Here is a 14,964-nt window from a genome sequence, read left to right as displayed (position 1 = left end):
AGGGGGAAGCGCGGTGCGCCAGGGCACGACGGTCGGTGGGCGTTACCAGTTGGTCAAGTGCCTGGTCAGCAGCACCACGACCGAGGTCTGGCTCGCCCTCGAGCTCCCGCTGAACCGGAAGGTGGTCCTCAAGCGCCTGCTGGCCGACGGCGCCGAGTCCAGCCGGTTGCTCGCCGAGGCACGCGCCCTCGCCTCGTTCAACCACCCGCACGTCGTCACTCTCTACGGCACCGAGGGCGACTGGCTCGTGATGGAGCACGTGGCCCACGGGAGCCTGGCCGACCGGCTCGACATGTCGCCGCGGCAGGCGGCACACGTCGGGACGCAGATCGCCGGCGCGCTGGCCGCCCTGCACGCCAAGGGCATCGTGCACCTCGACGTGAAGCCGGCCAACATCGTCGACACCGGCGACGGCGACGTGAAGCTGGCCGACTTCGGCGCCGCGTACCGGGTCGGGGACCGGGACACGCTGACGGTCAACGGCGCCATCAGCTACACCGTCGCCTACGCCGCTCCCGAGATCGTCCTGGGGCAGCCGGATCCGAAGTCGGACGTGTTCTCCCTTGGGGCCACCCTCTACGCACTGGTCGCCGGCCGTCCGCCGGGCCGGGGGGCCGCGGACGGGGAGTCGGATGCGGACGTCACGGCGTGGGAGGCCGCCTGGGCGGAGGTCGAGCTGACGGCGGACGTGGGGCCGCTGGACGGGCTGCTGCGGGAGATGCTGCGGCGCGATCCCCGGGAGCGGCCGGGGATCGGGCAGGTCCAGGCGCGGCTGGCGGAGATCGCCGGCCTGTCCCCCGCCGGCGAGGCCGTCCCGCCGCGAGCCGAAGCCATCCCGGCCGGAGCCGCCGGCGCCCGGTGGCGGGCACTGGCTTTCCTGCGGAGGAGGTGGCCCTTGGCGCTCGTCATGGCGGGAGCGGCGTCAGCGGCCGTCGCCGTCCCCATCGTGCTGTCCACGCTGAGAGACCAGCCGGTCGACGAGCGCCTCAGCGCGTCCACGCCCGGCTCCTCCCAGGCGTCGGCATCGCCGGCGTCCCCCGTGATCGGCGATCCCCGTACGGCCGATCCCTGCGCGTTGCTCAGCCCCACCGCGCTCGGCCGGTTCGGCAGGACGGAGCTCGACATCGACTACGGCAACTTCGAGCGGTGCGACGTCATCCTGTTCCCGCCCGGTGGCGGCGTGGTGGACGTCCAGGCGGCCTTCGCCCGCGAGGAGCCGCCCGAACTCGCCAAGCTCAAGACCGTCGGCAAGGTCTCGGTCGTCGAGCACCCGGCGGAGAGCCGGAGCTGCGATCGCACCATCGTGCTGCCCGGCGTGGCCGACACCGTCGTGTACGTCGACACGGAATGGGAAGAGCCCGGCAAAGCCGACCTGTGCGAGATCGGCGACGCCGCCACCGCCGTCGCCGCGAAGGTGCTCAGCCAGGGCCCGCTCGCCCGCCGCTCCCCGCCCCTTCCGGCGAACTCGCTGGCGCACAAGGACGCGTGCACCCTGCTCTCCGCGAAGGCCCTGGAAGTCGTCCCGGGAATCGACGCCACCGACCCGGGCATCGAGTTCGGCCACTGGGAGTGCTCGTGGCGCAGCACCACCAGCAAGACGTACGTGCGACTGAGGTTCGACCGCGGCCAGCGGCCGAACGCGGAGGACGACGGAACGGTGACCATGCTCAACGGCTACCGCGCCTTCGTGCAGCCGAAGGAGGACAACGAATGGTCCTGCCTGGTCCAGGTGGTGTATCGCGCGTACACCGACCAGGACGGGCGCACGGCGGTCGAGACGGTGCGCGTCGTGGTCGAGGGCTCGCGTCCCATGCGCCAGAAGTGCCAGATGGCCACCGGCCTCGCCCGCTCCGCCACCACCCGGCTACGCGGCCCGTGACCCTTCGCCGAGCGGGCCGGGGAGGGTCCCGGAGAGGTTGGGGCACCATACGAGGGCGCGCGTACGACTAGCACGAAGGAGGCGAGTAGATGAGCGTCGCCAACAGCCTCGCGCACGGAGTGGAGGCGGCCGTTCCCGGCACACTCCACGCCCGCACCATCACCGGGGGCATCAGGGTCCGGCCACAGCCAGGCCGCCAAGTCCGCTTCGGCCGGGAAAAGCGGCCGAACGTCGACCTGACGGTGGGGGGCGACGACCAGTCGGTGAGCCGCCTGCACGCCGAGGTGAAGTACGAGGACAACTATTGGTGGCTGCGCAACCTGGGCCAGCAGCTCATGCGCCTGCCACACGGCCAGCTGATGCACCAGTCATCAGACCCCATCCCGCTGGCGGCGGGCTACACCCCGCTGTTCATCAGGGGCTCGGGCTACCGGCAGCACCTGGTGGAGCTCTTCGTCACCGGCCCCTACGGCGACACCCAGACAGACCGGCACGAGGCCGAGACCATCCCGCCCAAGATCTGGGAGATCAACGAGACAGAGCGGCTGCTTCTGGTGGTCCTGGGCGAACGCTACCTGCTGTACGAGGAGGCCCCTCGGCCGCTGACCTACAAGCAGGCGGCGGCCCGGCTGGCCTACCTCCGCCCGGAGGACGACTGGCGGGCGAACCTCATCGAGGACCGGGTCGAGTCCGTCCGCTACCGTCTCCACGCCGCCGGGTTCCCGTATCCGCTGCGCCACGACAAGGCGGAAGGCCGCCCCTACGACAACAACCTCCTGCACAACCTCCTCAGAGGCCTGGTGGAGTCGACGACCCTCGTCCCCCCGGACCTGGACCTCCTGGAGTCCAAGATCACCGATGCAGGGGAGGCCGACTAGCCAGAGGGGTGAGACCGAAAAATCGTGTAAAGGCGGGAGTTACGCGGGTTTTCGCGGTCCCTTGATGACATGCGTCCCAGGCCGCTAAGAAGGCCGACCCGATGGGACGAGGGGACCAATGCGTACATCACGTTTCGCTCTTGTGCTGCTGGCCGCGGGCGCCGTGCTCATGACAGGCAGCGCCGCGTTCGCCGATCCCGAGCCGACCGCGCTGGAGCTGCGGGTGGTCGTGGACGACTGCGAGCACAAGGTCGTGCAGCCATGACGGAACCCGCACTGCTCGAACGCGCGTTGTTCGAGGTCAAGCGGGTGATCGTCGGCCAGGATCACATGGTAGAGCGGCTGCTCGTGGCGGTGCTCGCCAAGGGCCACTGCCTGTTGGAAGGCGTGCCGGGCATCGCCAAGACGCTGGCCGCCGAGACCATGGCCACCGTGGTCGGCGGTACGTTCGCCCGCATCCAGTTCACGCCCGACCTGGTGCCGTCCGACATCGTCGGCACCAGGATCTACCGGCCGTCGACCGAGAGCTTCGACATCGAGCTCGGCCCCGTCATGGTCAACTTGCTGCTCGCCGACGAGATCAACAGGGCGCCGGCGAAGGTGCAGTCGGCGCTGCTGGAGATCATGGCCGAGCGGCAGGTCAGCATCGGCGGCGTCTCGCATGACGTGCCGAGGCCGTTCCTGGCGCTGGCCACGCAGAACCCGATCGAGTCCGAAGGCGTCTACCACCTGCCCGAGGCGCAGCGCGACCGCTTCCTCATGAAGATCGACGTGGACTATCCCAGCGAATCGGAGGAGCTGGCGATCGTCTACCGCATGAGCGTGGACCCGCCCGCGCCCCGGGCCGTTCTGGACCCCGCTCAGGTCGTCGCGCTCCAGCGGCGGGCCGAGCAGGTGTTCGTGCACCACTCGGTCGCCGAGTACGCGGTCCGCCTCGTGTACGCCACCCGCGACCCGGAGCGGTTCGGGGTGGCGGACGTGCGGCGGCTGCTGGCGTTCGGCGCGAGCCCGAGGGCGACGCTCGGCCTGCTGGCGGCCGGCCGGGCGCTGGCGCTCATGCGGGGGCGCGACTACGTGCTGCCGGAGGACGTACGGGACCTGGCGCACGACGTCATGGCGCACCGGCTGGTGCTCTCCTTCGACGCGCTGGCCGACGGGGTGGCGCCCAGGCAGATCGTGGACAGGGTGCTGGCGGCCGTGCCGCTGCCCGCCATCGCTCCCCAGCAGCAAGCACCGCAGAACGAGGCCGTGGCATGAGGCCGTACCTGATCGCCGAGCCCGCGCTGCGCAGGCTGGAGCTGACGATCACCAGGAGACTGGATGGACTGTTGCAGGGGGAACACCTGGGACTGGTCCCGGGTCCCGGGAGCGAACCGGCGGAGACCAGGCCGTACCAGGTGGGCGACGACGTGCGGCGGATGGACTGGAACGTCACGGCCCGCACCAACGAGCCGCACGTCCGGGACCTGGTCGCCGACCGGGAGCTGGAGATCTGGGCGCTGCTCGACGCCACCGCCAGCATGGACTTCGGCACCGCGGCGATGGAGAAGCGGGAGCTGGCCCTGTCCGCGCTGGCGGCGGCCGGTTTCCTCACACAGCGCACCGGCAACAGGATCGGCGTCCACCTGCTGCACGGCGGCGGCGTCAGGACGCTGCCCGCCAGGACGGGCCGGCCGCACCTGATGGCGCTGCTGCAGGCGGCGTTCGCGCTGCCCCGCACCCCGCCGGGGGTGGCGGAGCCGCTGCTGGGCGTGGCGGCCGAGCAGCTCGGCCGGGTGGTACGGCGCCGCGGCCTGGTCGTGGTCGTGTCGGACTTCCTCGACCCGCCCGAGACCTGGGAGCTGCCGCTACGCAAGCTCACCGCCAGGCACCAGGTGCTGGCCGTGGAGGTGGTCGACCCACGTGAGCTGACGCTGCCCGACGTGGGGATCCTGACGCTGGTCGACCCCGAGACGGGGCGGCGGCGCGAGGTCGCCACAGGGAGCGCGCGACTGCGCCGCAGGTACGCGGAGGCGGCCGCCGGGCAGCGCGCGACGATCGGGCAGGCGCTGCGCCGGGCCGGGGTCACCCACCTGCGGCTGCGTACGGACCGGGACTGGGTACGCGACCTGGTCCAGCACGTCATGAGACAGCGCCGCCTGGCCGCCCTGGCCGGCCCGGTCCGCCCCCCCGGGGGAGGAGGTGATGCGGCGTGACGCTGATCGCGCCCCTGTGGTTGCTGCTGCTCGTCCCCGTGGCCCTGCTCGCCGTCACGTACGTGGTCATGGCATTGCGGAGCAGAACCGCGTACGCCGTCAGGTTCACCAACCTCGACCTGCTCGACAAGGTCGCGCCAAGGCGGCCGGGCTGGCGCAGGCACGTTCCCGCGGCGGCGCTGCTGCTGATGTTCGCGCTGCTCGTGATCGGCTTCGCCAGGCCGACGGCCGAGGTTCAGGTGCCGAGGGAGCGGGCGACGATCATGGTGGCGTTCGACGTGTCCGCGTCCATGGGCGCCACCGACGTCCAGCCCAACCGCTTCGAGGCGGCCAAGCAGGCGGCCAGGCAGTTCGTGGCGGGCCTGCCGGAGCGGTTCAACCTGGGCCTGGTGTCGTTCTCCTCGACGGCGTCCGTGGCCGTGCCGCCCACCACCGACCGGCAGGCGGTGCTGAGCGCGCTCGACCGGCTCAGCACCGCCTCGGGCACCGCCATCGGCGAGGCCGTCTACTCCTCGCTGGAGGCCATCGCCGCGCTCGACACGCAGGAGGAGGCGCCGCCCGCGCACATCGTGCTGCTCTCCGACGGCTCCAGCACCACGGGCCGCACGGTGAACGACGCGGCCAGGCAGGCGTCCGCCCGCGGCGTCCCGGTCACGACCATCGCGTACGGCACGCCGGACGGCACGATCGACATCTCCGGGCGCGAGGTGCCGGTGCCGGTGGACGGCCCGGCGCTGCGCGGCCTGGCCGAGACGGCAGGAGGCGGCTTCTACGAGGCGGCCAGCGGCGACGAACTGCAGGCGGTCTACGAGGACATCGGCACGTCGGTCGGGTACCGGACCGAGCGGCAGGAGGTATGGCAGTGGTTCGTGGCGGCGGGGCTGGTCTTCGCGCTGATCGCGGCGGTGACGTCGATGTTGTGGTTCTCGAGGCTGCCATGAGGGGCCTGGGCAGCCCGCGCGGCCCCGAGTTCGTCACGCCGCCGCTCGGCGCCACTGACCCGGCCGCGCAGGCCGTGCAGCCGAGGACCGTACATGCGCCGCGGAAAGCACCGAAGGCACGCCTGCTGGTGACCGCCGCGCTCGTCGCGGCGCTCACCGGGGCGGCCGCGGGCGTGGCGGCGGCACGGCTCCACGAAGGGCCGGCCCCCGCCACCGCCCTGCCCCAGGTGGCGCCCGCGCCGCCGGCGGGCCTCACCGGGCTCAGCGCGACGGCGGCCCGCGTGCTGCCCAGCGTGGTCTCGGTGGAGACGGACCGCGGGAGCGGCTCGGGGTTCGTGGTGGACGGCCGCGGCCACATCCTCACCAACGCGCACGTCATCAGCGGCAACGGCCAGGTGACCGTGGTGCTGAACGACGGGCGCAGGATCAGCGCCCGCGTGATCGGCGAGGACGACGGCGAGGATCTGGCCGTGCTGGAGGTCGACTACCCTGGGGAGCTGACCCCCGCCACCCTCGGCAGGTCCGGCGACCTGGCCGTCGGCGACCAGGTGCTGGCGATCGGCTCGCCGCTCGGCCTGTCGGGCACGGTCACCGCCGGCATCGTCAGCGCCCTGGACCGGGAGGTGCGCCTGGGCGGGTCGAGGCGTACGGCCGTGCAGACGGACGCGTCCATCAATCCCGGCAACTCGGGCGGCCCGCTGGTCAATGCCCGGGGCGAGGTCGTGGGGGTGAACACCGCGATCGCGGCGGGCCGGGGCGGCGGCAACATCGGCATCGGCTTCGCCATCCCCATCGACAGGGCCGCGCCGATCGCGGAACGAATCATCCGGAACTAGGGTCCCAAATTAGGGTGCAGGGCATGCGACTGCTTGTGGTGGAGGACGAGGAGGACCTGGTCGACGCGTTGCGCGTGGGCCTCGTTCGCGCGGGGTACGCGGTGGACGTCGCGTTCGACGCGCCTTCCGCGCACGAGAAGTTGCAGGTCAACGCGTACGACTTGGTTCTGCTCGACCTGAACCTGCCCGGCGGGGACGGCTTCCAGCTGTGCCGCAGCGTGCGGGCCGCCGGGCAGGGCGTGCGGATCATCATGGTGACCGCCCGCGACCGGCTGGACGACCGGGTGCGCGGGCTCGACGAGGGGGCCGACGACTACCTGGTCAAGCCGTTCGCGTTCCCCGAGCTGCTGGCGAGGGTGCGGGCGCTGCTGCGCAGGGACTCCGGCAGCGGCACGTCCGTGCTCGAGGTGGGCGGGCTGCGGATCGACACGGCCAGGCTGGAGGTGTCGCTGCACGGCAGGTCACTGGCGCTCACCCCCAAGGAGTACGGCGTGCTGCACTACCTCATGCGCCGCCCCGGCCACGTGGTCTCCTCCGAGGAGCTGCTCGAGCACGTCTGGGACGAGCACGCCGACCCGTTCACCAGCACCGTACGCGTCACGGTCGGCAACCTGCGCCGCAAGCTCCAGGAGGAGGGCCTGATCGAGACCGTGATCAGCCGGGGTTACCGGCTCAAGGAGCCGACGTGATCCACACCATCCGCTTCCGGCTCACGGTGCTCTACTCGGGCCTGCTCTTCGTCCTGGCCGCGCTCGTGCTCGGCGGCATCTACTTCGCCGTCTCGAAGACCACCGAGCAGCGCCCGATCACCACGGAGTACGCCAAGACCTACAGCGGCACCACGTACCTCGGCAAACGCGAGGTGGTCTTCGCCGAGGAGGTCGAGAACGCGGTCAACGTCCGGACGATGGCGACGCTGCGCGACTACTCGTTGATCACGCTGGCCGGCCTCTACGTGGCCAGCCTGGGCATCGGCTGGGTGCTCGCGGGCCGCGTGCTGCGCCCAGTGAGGTCGATCACACGTACGACGGAGGAGATCCAGGCCACCGACCTCAAGCGGCGCATCAAGCTGAACGGCCCGCGCGACGAGCTCAAGGACCTGGCCGACACCGTCGACACCATGCTGGACCGGCTGGAGGAGGCGTTCAGCGCGCAGCGGCAGCTCATCGACGACGCCTCGCACGAGCTGCGCAGCCCGCTGACGATCATCCGGGCGAACGTGGACGCCGTGCTCGCCGCCCCCGAGGCCAGCGACGAGGAGCGGGCCAGGGCCGTGGCCATCGTGGACCGCGCGACCACCCGCATGACCAGGCTCGTCGAGGACCTGCTGGCCAGCGCCAGGCGGCAGGGCGGCGCGTTCGCCGACGCCGACCTCGACCTGGCCAGGGTGGTGCGTGAGGCGTGCGAGGAGTACGCGACCCCGGCCGCCGCCCGCGACCTGACGATCACCCGTGCTCTGGGGCCGGGCCTGGAGATGACCGGCGACGCCGACGCGCTGCGCCGCTCCGTGGCCAATCTGCTCTCCAACGCCGTACGCCTCTCGCCGCCCGGCGGCACGATCCGGGTCGCGGCAGGCAGGTCGGAGGGCTGGTTGTGGGCGGCGGTCGGCGACGACGGCCCCGGGATCGAGGCGGCCGACCAGGCGCGGGTGTTCGACCGCTTCTGGCGCGGCGAGTCCAGCCGCCGCGACCGCCACACGGGCCTCGGCCTGGCCATCGTGCGCCAGATCGTGGAGTCGCACGGGGGCCGGGTGGCGGTGTTCTCGCGCCTGGGCGAGGGGGCCACGTTCGTGCTCTGGCTGCCGCCGCGGGACGGCGTGCCCGGCTCGCCGCCCGAGACCAACCCCCTGTGAGGGCGCGGTTCAGCCGGCGCGTCTGCGGCAGACGGCACGGGCGACGAGGAACGCCGGCACCGGCAGCCCGGCCACGATCGCCAGCACGAACACCGTGGCCGACCAGTGGTGGAGCTGCCGCATCAGCAGCCCGCCCCGCACGTCGAGGCTGATCTCCACAGTGGAGGCGAAGGCCAGGCCGGGCTGGGGCTTGTAGAACAGCGTGCGGAACGTGCCCGTGAGCACCAGCAGCGCGAACGAGTAGAGCGCCAGCTCGCCCAGCAGGAACGTCCAGTGGCTGAGGAACAGCCGGCGGCCAAGCGGGGGCGCCGCTTGGGCTTGGTAGGAGTGGCCATGGGCGCCTCCTGAGGGGGTGATCTGATTCTGCACCCGCCATCCGCTTTTCTCAAGAATTGGTGTAAACCAATTGGTCTAATCCAATTTTGCCACTTCCAGAACTATAATTGGATTAGACCTCTCCCAGGCCGTTTACCTGCACAAACGACAACTTATCCGAGGAGTGCAGTTTCATCATCAATTTCGCCGGTAGAGTCCGGGCAGAGGCGTTGATTGGAGCGTGTGGTGGCCAAGTACGTTTACGACTTCACCGAGGGCAACAGGAATCTCAAGGATCTTCTCGGCGGCAAGGGTGCGAATCTTGCCGAAATGACCAACCTCGGGCTGCCCGTTCCCCCCGGATTCACGATCACCACCGACGCCTGCCGCCACTACCTGGCGGCGGGCGTCGTACCGGACGGCCTGGATCACGAGGTCACCGAGCACCTCGAGGCGCTCGAGAAGCGGATGGGCCGGCGGCTCGGGCAGGCCGACGACCCGCTGCTCGTGAGCGTGCGGTCCGGGGCGAAGTTCTCCATGCCGGGCATGATGGAGACCGTCCTCAACATCGGGCTCAACGACGAGTCGGTGCGCGGCCTGGCCAAGCAGGCGGGCGGCAACGACCGCTTCGCGTGGGACTCGTACCGCAGGCTCATCCAGATGTTCGGCAAGACGGTGCTCGGGATCGACGGCGAGCTGTTCGAGCACGCGCTCGACGAGCTGAAGGGCAGGCGCCAGGACACCGACCTCGACGCGGGCGAGCTGCAGCGGCTCGTGGAGACGTTCAAGGGCATCGTGCGCGAGCAGACCGGCAAGGACTTCCCCACCGACCCGCGCGAGCAGATGCGCCTGGCCGTCATGGCGGTCTTCGACTCGTGGAACGCTCCCCGGGCCATCCTCTACCGCCGCCAGGAACGCATCCCCGCCGACCTCGGCACCGCCGTCAACATCGTGGCCATGGTCTTCGGCAACGTCGGCAACGACTCCGGCACCGGCGTCGCCTTCACCCGCGACCCGGGCACCGGCAGGCAGGGCATCTACGGCGACTACCTGCAGAACGCCCAGGGCGAGGACGTGGTGGCCGGCATCCGCAACACGATCCCGCTGGAGGAGCTCGAGCGCCTCGACAAGAGCTCGTACGACGAGCTGCTCGGGATCATGGAGACCCTCGAGAACCACTACAAGGACTTGTGCGACATCGAGTTCACGATCGAGCGCGGCAAGCTCTGGATGCTGCAGACGCGGGTCGGCAAGCGCACGGCGGCGGCCGCGTTCTGCATCGCCACGCAGCTCGTCGACCAGGGCCTGATCACGCTCGAGGAGGCCGTCACCCGGGTCACCGGGCATCAGCTGGCCCAGCTCATGTTCCCCCGCTTCGACGGCGGCGCCGACAAGAAGAAGATCGCCAAGGGCATGAACGCCTCCCCCGGCGCCGCCGTGGGCAAGGCCGTCTTCTCGTCCGAGCGGGCGGTGGAGCTGTCGGCGCAGGGCGAGGACGTCATCCTGGTCCGCCGCGAGACCAACCCCGACGACCTGGCCGGCATGATCGCCGCCAAGGGCATCCTGACCAGCCGTGGCGGCAAGACCTCCCACGCCGCCGTGGTGGCCAGGGGGATGGGCAAGACGTGCGTGTGCGGGGCGGAGGAGCTGGAGGTCTCCACCCGCGAGCGCCGCTTCACCGCGCCCGGCGGGGTGGCCGTGTCCGAGGGCGACGTCATCTCCATCGACGGGACCTCCGGGGAGATCTTCCTCGGTGAGGTGCCGGTCGTGGACTCGGCGGTGGTCGAGTACTTCGAGGGCGCGCCGCCGGAGGACGAGCTGGTCAAGGCCGTGGACCGGATCATGCGCCACGCGGACTCGATGCGGCGGCTGGGTGTGCGGGCGAACGCCGACACCCCGGAGGACGCGGCCCGCGCCCGCCGCTTCGGCGCGGAGGGCATCGGGCTGTGCCGCACTGAGCACATGTTCCTGGGCGAGCGCAGGCAGCTGGTGGAGGACCTGGTCCTGGCCTCGACGGACGAGGAGCGCCAGACGGCGCTGGACGCGCTGGAGCCGCTCCAGAAGGCCGACTTCGTCCAGATATTTCAGGCGATGGACGGCGCTCCCGTCACGATCCGCCTCATCGACCCGCCCCTCCATGAATTCCTCCCCGACATCGTGGACCTCTCGGTCAAGGTCGCCACGGACGCGGCCACCGACAAGGACCGCCGGCTCCTGGCCGCGGTGAAGCGCCTCCACGAGCAGAACCCGATGCTGGGCCTCAGGGGCGTGCGCCTGGGCCTGGTGATCCCGGGCCTGTTCGCGATGCAGGTGAGGGCGATCGCCCAGGCGGCCAAGGAGGTGCCCGGCGCCCGCCCGGAGATCATGATCCCGCTGGTGGCGGCCGTACAGGAGCTGGAGTCGGTACGCGAGGAGGCGGAGAAGATCCTCGCGGAGACCGGCGTGGCAGCTCTGATCGGCACCATGATCGAGGTCCCGCGGGCAGCCCTGACGGCGGCCCAGATAGCGGAGGCGGCGGAGTTCTTCTCGTTCGGCACCAACGACCTCACCCAGATGGCGTGGGGCTTCTCCCGGGACGACGTGGAGTCGGCGTTCTTCTCGCGCTACCTGGATCTGGGCATCTTCGGCGTCTCCCCGTTCGAGACCCTGGACAGAGAGGGCGTGGGCCGCCTGATCAGGATCGCGGTGGAGGAGGGCAGGTCGGCCCGGCCGGACCTGCACCTGGGTATCTGCGGGGAGCACGGCGGAGACCCGGACTCGGTGCACTTCTGCCACGAGGTCGGCCTGGACTACGTCTCCTGCTCACCCTTCCGCATCCCGGTCGCCCGCCTGGAGGCCGGCCGCGCCGCCCTGACCGAGACCGACTCCGACACCCGCTGACCCAGAACTCCCCGAGCCCCATGGGCTCCCGGGGCGCCGAGAGGCTCCCCGGGGGACTCGGGGGGCTCCGCCCCGATCCCCGGGCGAGGGGGCCTGCCTGCCCCCTCGCGCTCCCCCGGCCGTGGAGCGGCGTTCCGCACGGGTGGGCCGTATGCCGTGAAGCCACAGCTCAAAGGCAAAGAGACCGCATAGGACACCACCAGTGGCAGTCGAATCGGGAGGGATAGGCGCGGGCCCGTTGGGACTGAGCGTCCTTCCTGTTTGGCGATAGAGATCGCCATGCTAGGCGGCGTGGGCTTCGAACCAGACCGATCCGAGATCATGGCCAGCGGTGAGGCGGACGTCGGCATCCAGAGCGGCGGCCAAGTGACGCAGCAGCGCAACGGTTGGCGCGGTCCCGCCTTCCTCAATGCACTCGATCTCGTCCTCGGTCATGCCCGCTCGCTCGGCGACTTCAGCCGCGCTAAGCCCGAGAGCGACGCGCCGATCGTACAGGGCCTTTCCGAACGCCAGCGCCTCGCGAATGGCGATCCGTTCGGGATCTTCGACCTGCTCGGCAGGGCGTACCCAGCGAGTGTGGTACCCGGACATTACACGTGCCTTTCGAAGATCTTGGTTATCGGACCCCAATGATCGCGCTCACAGATCTTCTGCGCTCGAACCGCGCGTTCAATCTGCCTTTGATCATGTTGCTTGGTCTTGCGGAAAACCGTGAGCAACACGATCGTCCTGTTCGCAGTACACCAGTACGTTACCCCGCAGGGCGCCAGGCGGCGCGACGATCATCTCAGAGCCGGGCCCCACCGGAAGCGCGGGTTTGACGGTCAGCAGCCCTAAAAGTCGGACCGCTGCGATTCAGGCCTCATTCCACTTGTCAAGGATGATGACGGGTGCCACTTCCGCATCCAGCCATTCGGCTTCAAGGCCCATGCCGGTGGACGCCTCGATGAAGGCAAACGCCGCGCTGCGCTTGCCGCGGTAATCCTCCGGGTCGAGGCTGTCGAGCATGGCGCGGAAATCGGCCAGGACGCTCGGCTCACCCTCCTGGATGGTGTGCTCGGCGAAGATGAAGTCGCGCATCCGCGACCTGATCTTGCCGTCCGCCGCGTAGAGCATTGTGTATCCCCCGTTGAAGTGCCAGGTCGTCATCCACACGCGTGACTCCTTGCTGAGTTCTGTGAGGATGTGGTCCGGCGTGGCGAAACCGTAGGAGAACTCGAGGAAACCCCAGGCTCCTTCCCCCTCATAGACGAAGAGCACGGGCAAGTCCTCGATGTGGGCCTCCTCCGTGGGATACGCCATGGTGCGTTCCTCGGGATCACGTCCTCCGTTCAGCCGCCACAGGAGATCCCCCACTGTGATCCCTTCGTCGAGGGGCTGCACTACGGTCCAGCAGAGCCCGTCCTCAAACCACTGCTGCTGGTTGAAGAGATTGCGGTAGTGATCGATCACATGATGATTGTCGCTGAAACTGCCAGGAACGAGACGGGGCAGGCGTGCGGCGATCCGCCGTGACTCTCGCGCTGAGCTGTCCATCCGGGCCGCCCAGATGCACGGCATGGGCTTTTGCACCGCGGAGAAGGCTTTGGCCTCGATCTGGCCGAGCCGCGCAAGCCGCTGCCGCCTCAGCCGTCCCGGCTGGATCGTTTCAGACCGCCGATCGATCAGACGCTGCGGGTGGATCTGAACGCGCCACCCAGTCCACCGCTGCGAGCGTTTCCGGGGAGGGCCTGGCGCGCCTCACATAGCGGTATCGGGGCTCTACCTCCGGCGAGCTTCGAGCGCATCCAGAATCAGGTCCAGGCCGTAGCCGAACTCGCTCGTGTGGTCGTAGCCCGGCCGCAGGGCGTGATCCACGATCATCTCTCTGAGGTACGGCAACTCGTCCACCGGCAGATGCTCGAGGATGCTGCCGGCCACTTCCTCGACATCGTCCGGCGTCGTCACCGGCAGGCTCGCCTCCTGGAGGACGAACCCGGCGATGTAGCTGTCGATGAGCGAGACAGCGTGCGCGGCCATCGGCAGCGTGAATCCCGCCTCCCGGAGGACACCGAGGACGGCGTCGTGGTGGCGTAGCGTCGCCGGCCCCGGGTTGCGGCGGGAGTCCATGAGGCCGAGAGCCCAGCTGTGCTGCGACAGGACCGCACGCGCGGAGGAGGCGCGTGCGCGGATCGCGTCGCGCCAATCATCGCATCCGGCACTGGGTAGCTTGATCGCCGCGAACACCACGTCGACCACGCCGTCGAGGATCGCGTCCTTGTTTGGTACGTGGTGGTAGAGCGACATCGCCTCCACGCCCAGTTCCTGCGCCACCCGTCGCATCGTGATCGCTTCCACGCCGCCGCGGTCCGCGACCCGGACCGCGGCTTCCAGCACGAGACCTCTGCTTAGGGGTTGCGGTGGTGGTGACACGACGGCTCCAGGCGCTTGACAACCTTACTAGCGTAAGCCAGCCTTACAGGCGTAAGCCACCTTACAGACGTAAGTCTCCCGGTTGGCATCAGCTGGGAGCTCGGCGAATGTCTGACCTACGACGCGCCCCGCCGGGGCGAGAGAAGGAGATCCCGATGCCGATGCCAAGGTGGTGGGGACACGTGAACAAGCGGGTATTCAATCCTCGTGCGATCGCGGGCGGGAAGTGGCCGGTGCTGACTCACGTCGGTCGCATCTCTGGCGTGACGTACCGCACGCCTCTCGATGCGCATCGTGTCGACGGCGGCTACCTGTTCGTTCTGGTGTATGGATCGCGTTCGGACTGGGTGCAGAACGTCCTGGCAGCCGACGGTGCGCGGCTCCGGGTCGACGGGAGGGAGGTGGAGCTCGCCGCCCCACGCCTCGTCGGGGAAGACGAGGCGTTCCTGGCTCTCTCTGATGAGGTGGCACGCCCGCCGACGTTGCTCCGCATCACCGAGTTCCTCCGTATGGACCTGGTCGCAGGCTGACGGTCGACGTCCTAGGTCACCCTCGTGGTGCACGAGCGCAAGCGGGCGGTCGCGGCATCGAGCTCGCCGATTCGGCGGGCGGGCGGCGGGGAAGCAGCAGCGGGGTCGCCAGCAGGAGCACGCCCGCCAAGCCGATGGCCGTGCGCGGGCCGAGCAGGCCACCCAGCACGCCCCAGAGGGCCGTCAGGATCGCGGTCGAGGCCTTGGTCGTCACCGCCCAGGCGGACAGCACGCGGGCGACCCGGT

Annotated in this window: 15 protein-coding genes and 1 pseudogene; 11 read left to right on the top strand and 5 right to left on the bottom strand. The window is 70.0% G+C overall.

The window, feature by feature from the left end:
• The first annotated feature begins 13 nt into the window (after positions 1-13).
• The 9 genes from ABN273_RS45000 (at position 14) to ABN273_RS44960 (ending at position 8,581) form a co-directional block, all read left to right on the top strand.
• A complete protein-coding gene (locus ABN273_RS45000) occupies positions 14-1,879 on the top strand; it encodes a serine/threonine-protein kinase (RefSeq protein ID WP_349455718.1) in 1,866 nt (621 codons plus the stop codon).
• 89 nt (positions 1,880-1,968) lie between these two features.
• Positions 1,969-2,757, top strand: a complete 789-nt coding sequence (locus tag ABN273_RS44995) for an FHA domain-containing protein (RefSeq protein WP_349455717.1) — start codon at positions 1,969-1,971, stop codon at positions 2,755-2,757.
• Positions 2,758-2,875: 118 nt separating this feature from the next.
• Positions 2,876-3,022: a hypothetical protein gene (locus ABN273_RS44990; RefSeq protein ID WP_349455716.1), complete on the top strand. Its 147-nt coding sequence runs from the start codon at positions 2,876-2,878 to the stop codon at positions 3,020-3,022.
• Complete coding sequence (locus tag ABN273_RS44985) at positions 3,019-4,014, top strand: AAA family ATPase (RefSeq protein ID WP_349455715.1); 996 nt, start codon at positions 3,019-3,021, stop codon at positions 4,012-4,014. The genes ABN273_RS44990 and ABN273_RS44985 overlap by 4 nt, the downstream gene beginning before the upstream one ends.
• A complete protein-coding gene (locus tag ABN273_RS44980) occupies positions 4,011-4,952 on the top strand; it encodes a DUF58 domain-containing protein (RefSeq protein ID WP_349455714.1) in 942 nt (313 codons plus the stop codon). The genes ABN273_RS44985 and ABN273_RS44980 overlap by 4 nt, the downstream gene beginning before the upstream one ends.
• Positions 4,949-5,893: a VWA domain-containing protein gene (locus ABN273_RS44975; protein WP_349455713.1), complete on the top strand. Its 945-nt coding sequence runs from the start codon at positions 4,949-4,951 to the stop codon at positions 5,891-5,893. Before ABN273_RS44980 ends, ABN273_RS44975 begins: the two co-directional genes overlap by 4 nt.
• A complete protein-coding gene (locus ABN273_RS44970) occupies positions 5,872-6,729 on the top strand; it encodes a S1C family serine protease (protein ID WP_349455712.1) in 858 nt (285 codons plus the stop codon). Before ABN273_RS44975 ends, ABN273_RS44970 begins: the two co-directional genes overlap by 22 nt.
• 23 nt (positions 6,730-6,752) lie before the next feature.
• Positions 6,753-7,418, top strand: a complete 666-nt coding sequence (locus tag ABN273_RS44965; RefSeq protein ID WP_349455711.1) for a response regulator transcription factor — start codon at positions 6,753-6,755, stop codon at positions 7,416-7,418.
• On the top strand, positions 7,415-8,581 hold the full coding sequence (locus tag ABN273_RS44960) for a HAMP domain-containing sensor histidine kinase (RefSeq protein WP_349455710.1): 1,167 nt from the start codon (positions 7,415-7,417) through the stop codon (positions 8,579-8,581). Before ABN273_RS44965 ends, ABN273_RS44960 begins: the two co-directional genes overlap by 4 nt.
• Positions 8,582-8,590: 9 nt before the next feature.
• Here ABN273_RS44960 and ABN273_RS44955 read toward each other — a convergent pair whose 3' ends face one another.
• The gene (locus ABN273_RS44955; RefSeq protein ID WP_349455709.1) at positions 8,591-8,950 is read right to left on the bottom strand and encodes a hypothetical protein; all 360 of its coding nucleotides are present in this window, start codon (positions 8,948-8,950) and stop codon (positions 8,591-8,593) included.
• 192 nt (positions 8,951-9,142) lie between these two features.
• Here ABN273_RS44955 and ppdK point away from each other — a divergent pair, with 192 nt between their 5' ends.
• Positions 9,143-11,776: a pyruvate, phosphate dikinase gene (gene ppdK / locus ABN273_RS44950; protein WP_349455708.1), complete on the top strand. Its 2,634-nt coding sequence runs from the start codon at positions 9,143-9,145 to the stop codon at positions 11,774-11,776.
• A 282-nt stretch (positions 11,777-12,058) separates the two neighbouring features.
• Here the strand turns inward: ppdK and ABN273_RS44945 are convergent, their stop codons facing one another.
• The 3 genes from ABN273_RS44945 to ABN273_RS44935 form a co-directional block, all read right to left on the bottom strand.
• On the bottom strand, positions 12,059-12,367 hold the full coding sequence (locus tag ABN273_RS44945; protein ID WP_349455707.1) for a helix-turn-helix domain-containing protein: 309 nt from the start codon (positions 12,365-12,367) through the stop codon (positions 12,059-12,061).
• Between the two features lie 264 nt (positions 12,368-12,631).
• The gene (locus ABN273_RS44940; RefSeq protein ID WP_349455706.1) at positions 12,632-13,228 is read right to left on the bottom strand and encodes a hypothetical protein; all 597 of its coding nucleotides are present in this window, start codon (positions 13,226-13,228) and stop codon (positions 12,632-12,634) included.
• A gap of 309 nt (positions 13,229-13,537) precedes the next feature.
• Complete coding sequence (locus tag ABN273_RS44935; RefSeq protein ID WP_349455705.1) at positions 13,538-14,152, bottom strand: TetR/AcrR family transcriptional regulator; 615 nt, start codon at positions 14,150-14,152, stop codon at positions 13,538-13,540.
• A gap of 143 nt (positions 14,153-14,295) precedes the next feature.
• On the opposite strand from ABN273_RS44935, the gene ABN273_RS44930 reads away from it, so the two are divergent.
• Positions 14,296-14,718 (top strand): nitroreductase family deazaflavin-dependent oxidoreductase, encoded by a 423-nt coding sequence (locus tag ABN273_RS44930; RefSeq protein ID WP_349455704.1) that lies wholly within the window; start codon positions 14,296-14,298, stop codon positions 14,716-14,718.
• Between the two features lie 16 nt (positions 14,719-14,734).
• Here ABN273_RS44930 and ABN273_RS44925 read toward each other — a convergent pair.
• Positions 14,735-14,964, bottom strand: a pseudogene (locus ABN273_RS44925) (hypothetical protein); the annotation flags it as partial.

Source organism: Nonomuraea sp. B19D2 (assembly GCF_040137845.1).
Lineage (GTDB): Bacteria > Actinomycetota > Actinomycetes > Streptosporangiales > Streptosporangiaceae > Nonomuraea.
Note: the sequence above shows the minus strand (reverse complement) of the source record. Positions and strands in the feature narration are given on the sequence as shown.

Excerpts from the sequence above, each read along its gene's own strand:
- ABN273_RS44945 (WP_349455707.1), bottom strand. The coding sequence starts at position 12,367 with ATGTCCGGGTACCACACTCGCTGGGTACGCCCTGCCGAGCAGGTCGAA.
- ABN273_RS44965 (WP_349455711.1), top strand. The coding sequence starts at position 6,753 with ATGCGACTGCTTGTGGTGGAGGACGAGGAGGACCTGGTCGACGCGTTG.
- ABN273_RS44980 (WP_349455714.1), top strand. The coding sequence starts at position 4,011 with ATGAGGCCGTACCTGATCGCCGAGCCCGCGCTGCGCAGGCTGGAGCTG.
- ABN273_RS44930 (WP_349455704.1), top strand. The coding sequence starts at position 14,296 with ATGTCTGACCTACGACGCGCCCCGCCGGGGCGAGAGAAGGAGATCCCG.
- ABN273_RS44995 (WP_349455717.1), top strand. The coding sequence starts at position 1,969 with ATGAGCGTCGCCAACAGCCTCGCGCACGGAGTGGAGGCGGCCGTTCCC.
- ABN273_RS44985 (WP_349455715.1), top strand. The coding sequence starts at position 3,019 with ATGACGGAACCCGCACTGCTCGAACGCGCGTTGTTCGAGGTCAAGCGG.
- ABN273_RS44990 (WP_349455716.1), top strand. The coding sequence starts at position 2,876 with ATGCGTACATCACGTTTCGCTCTTGTGCTGCTGGCCGCGGGCGCCGTG.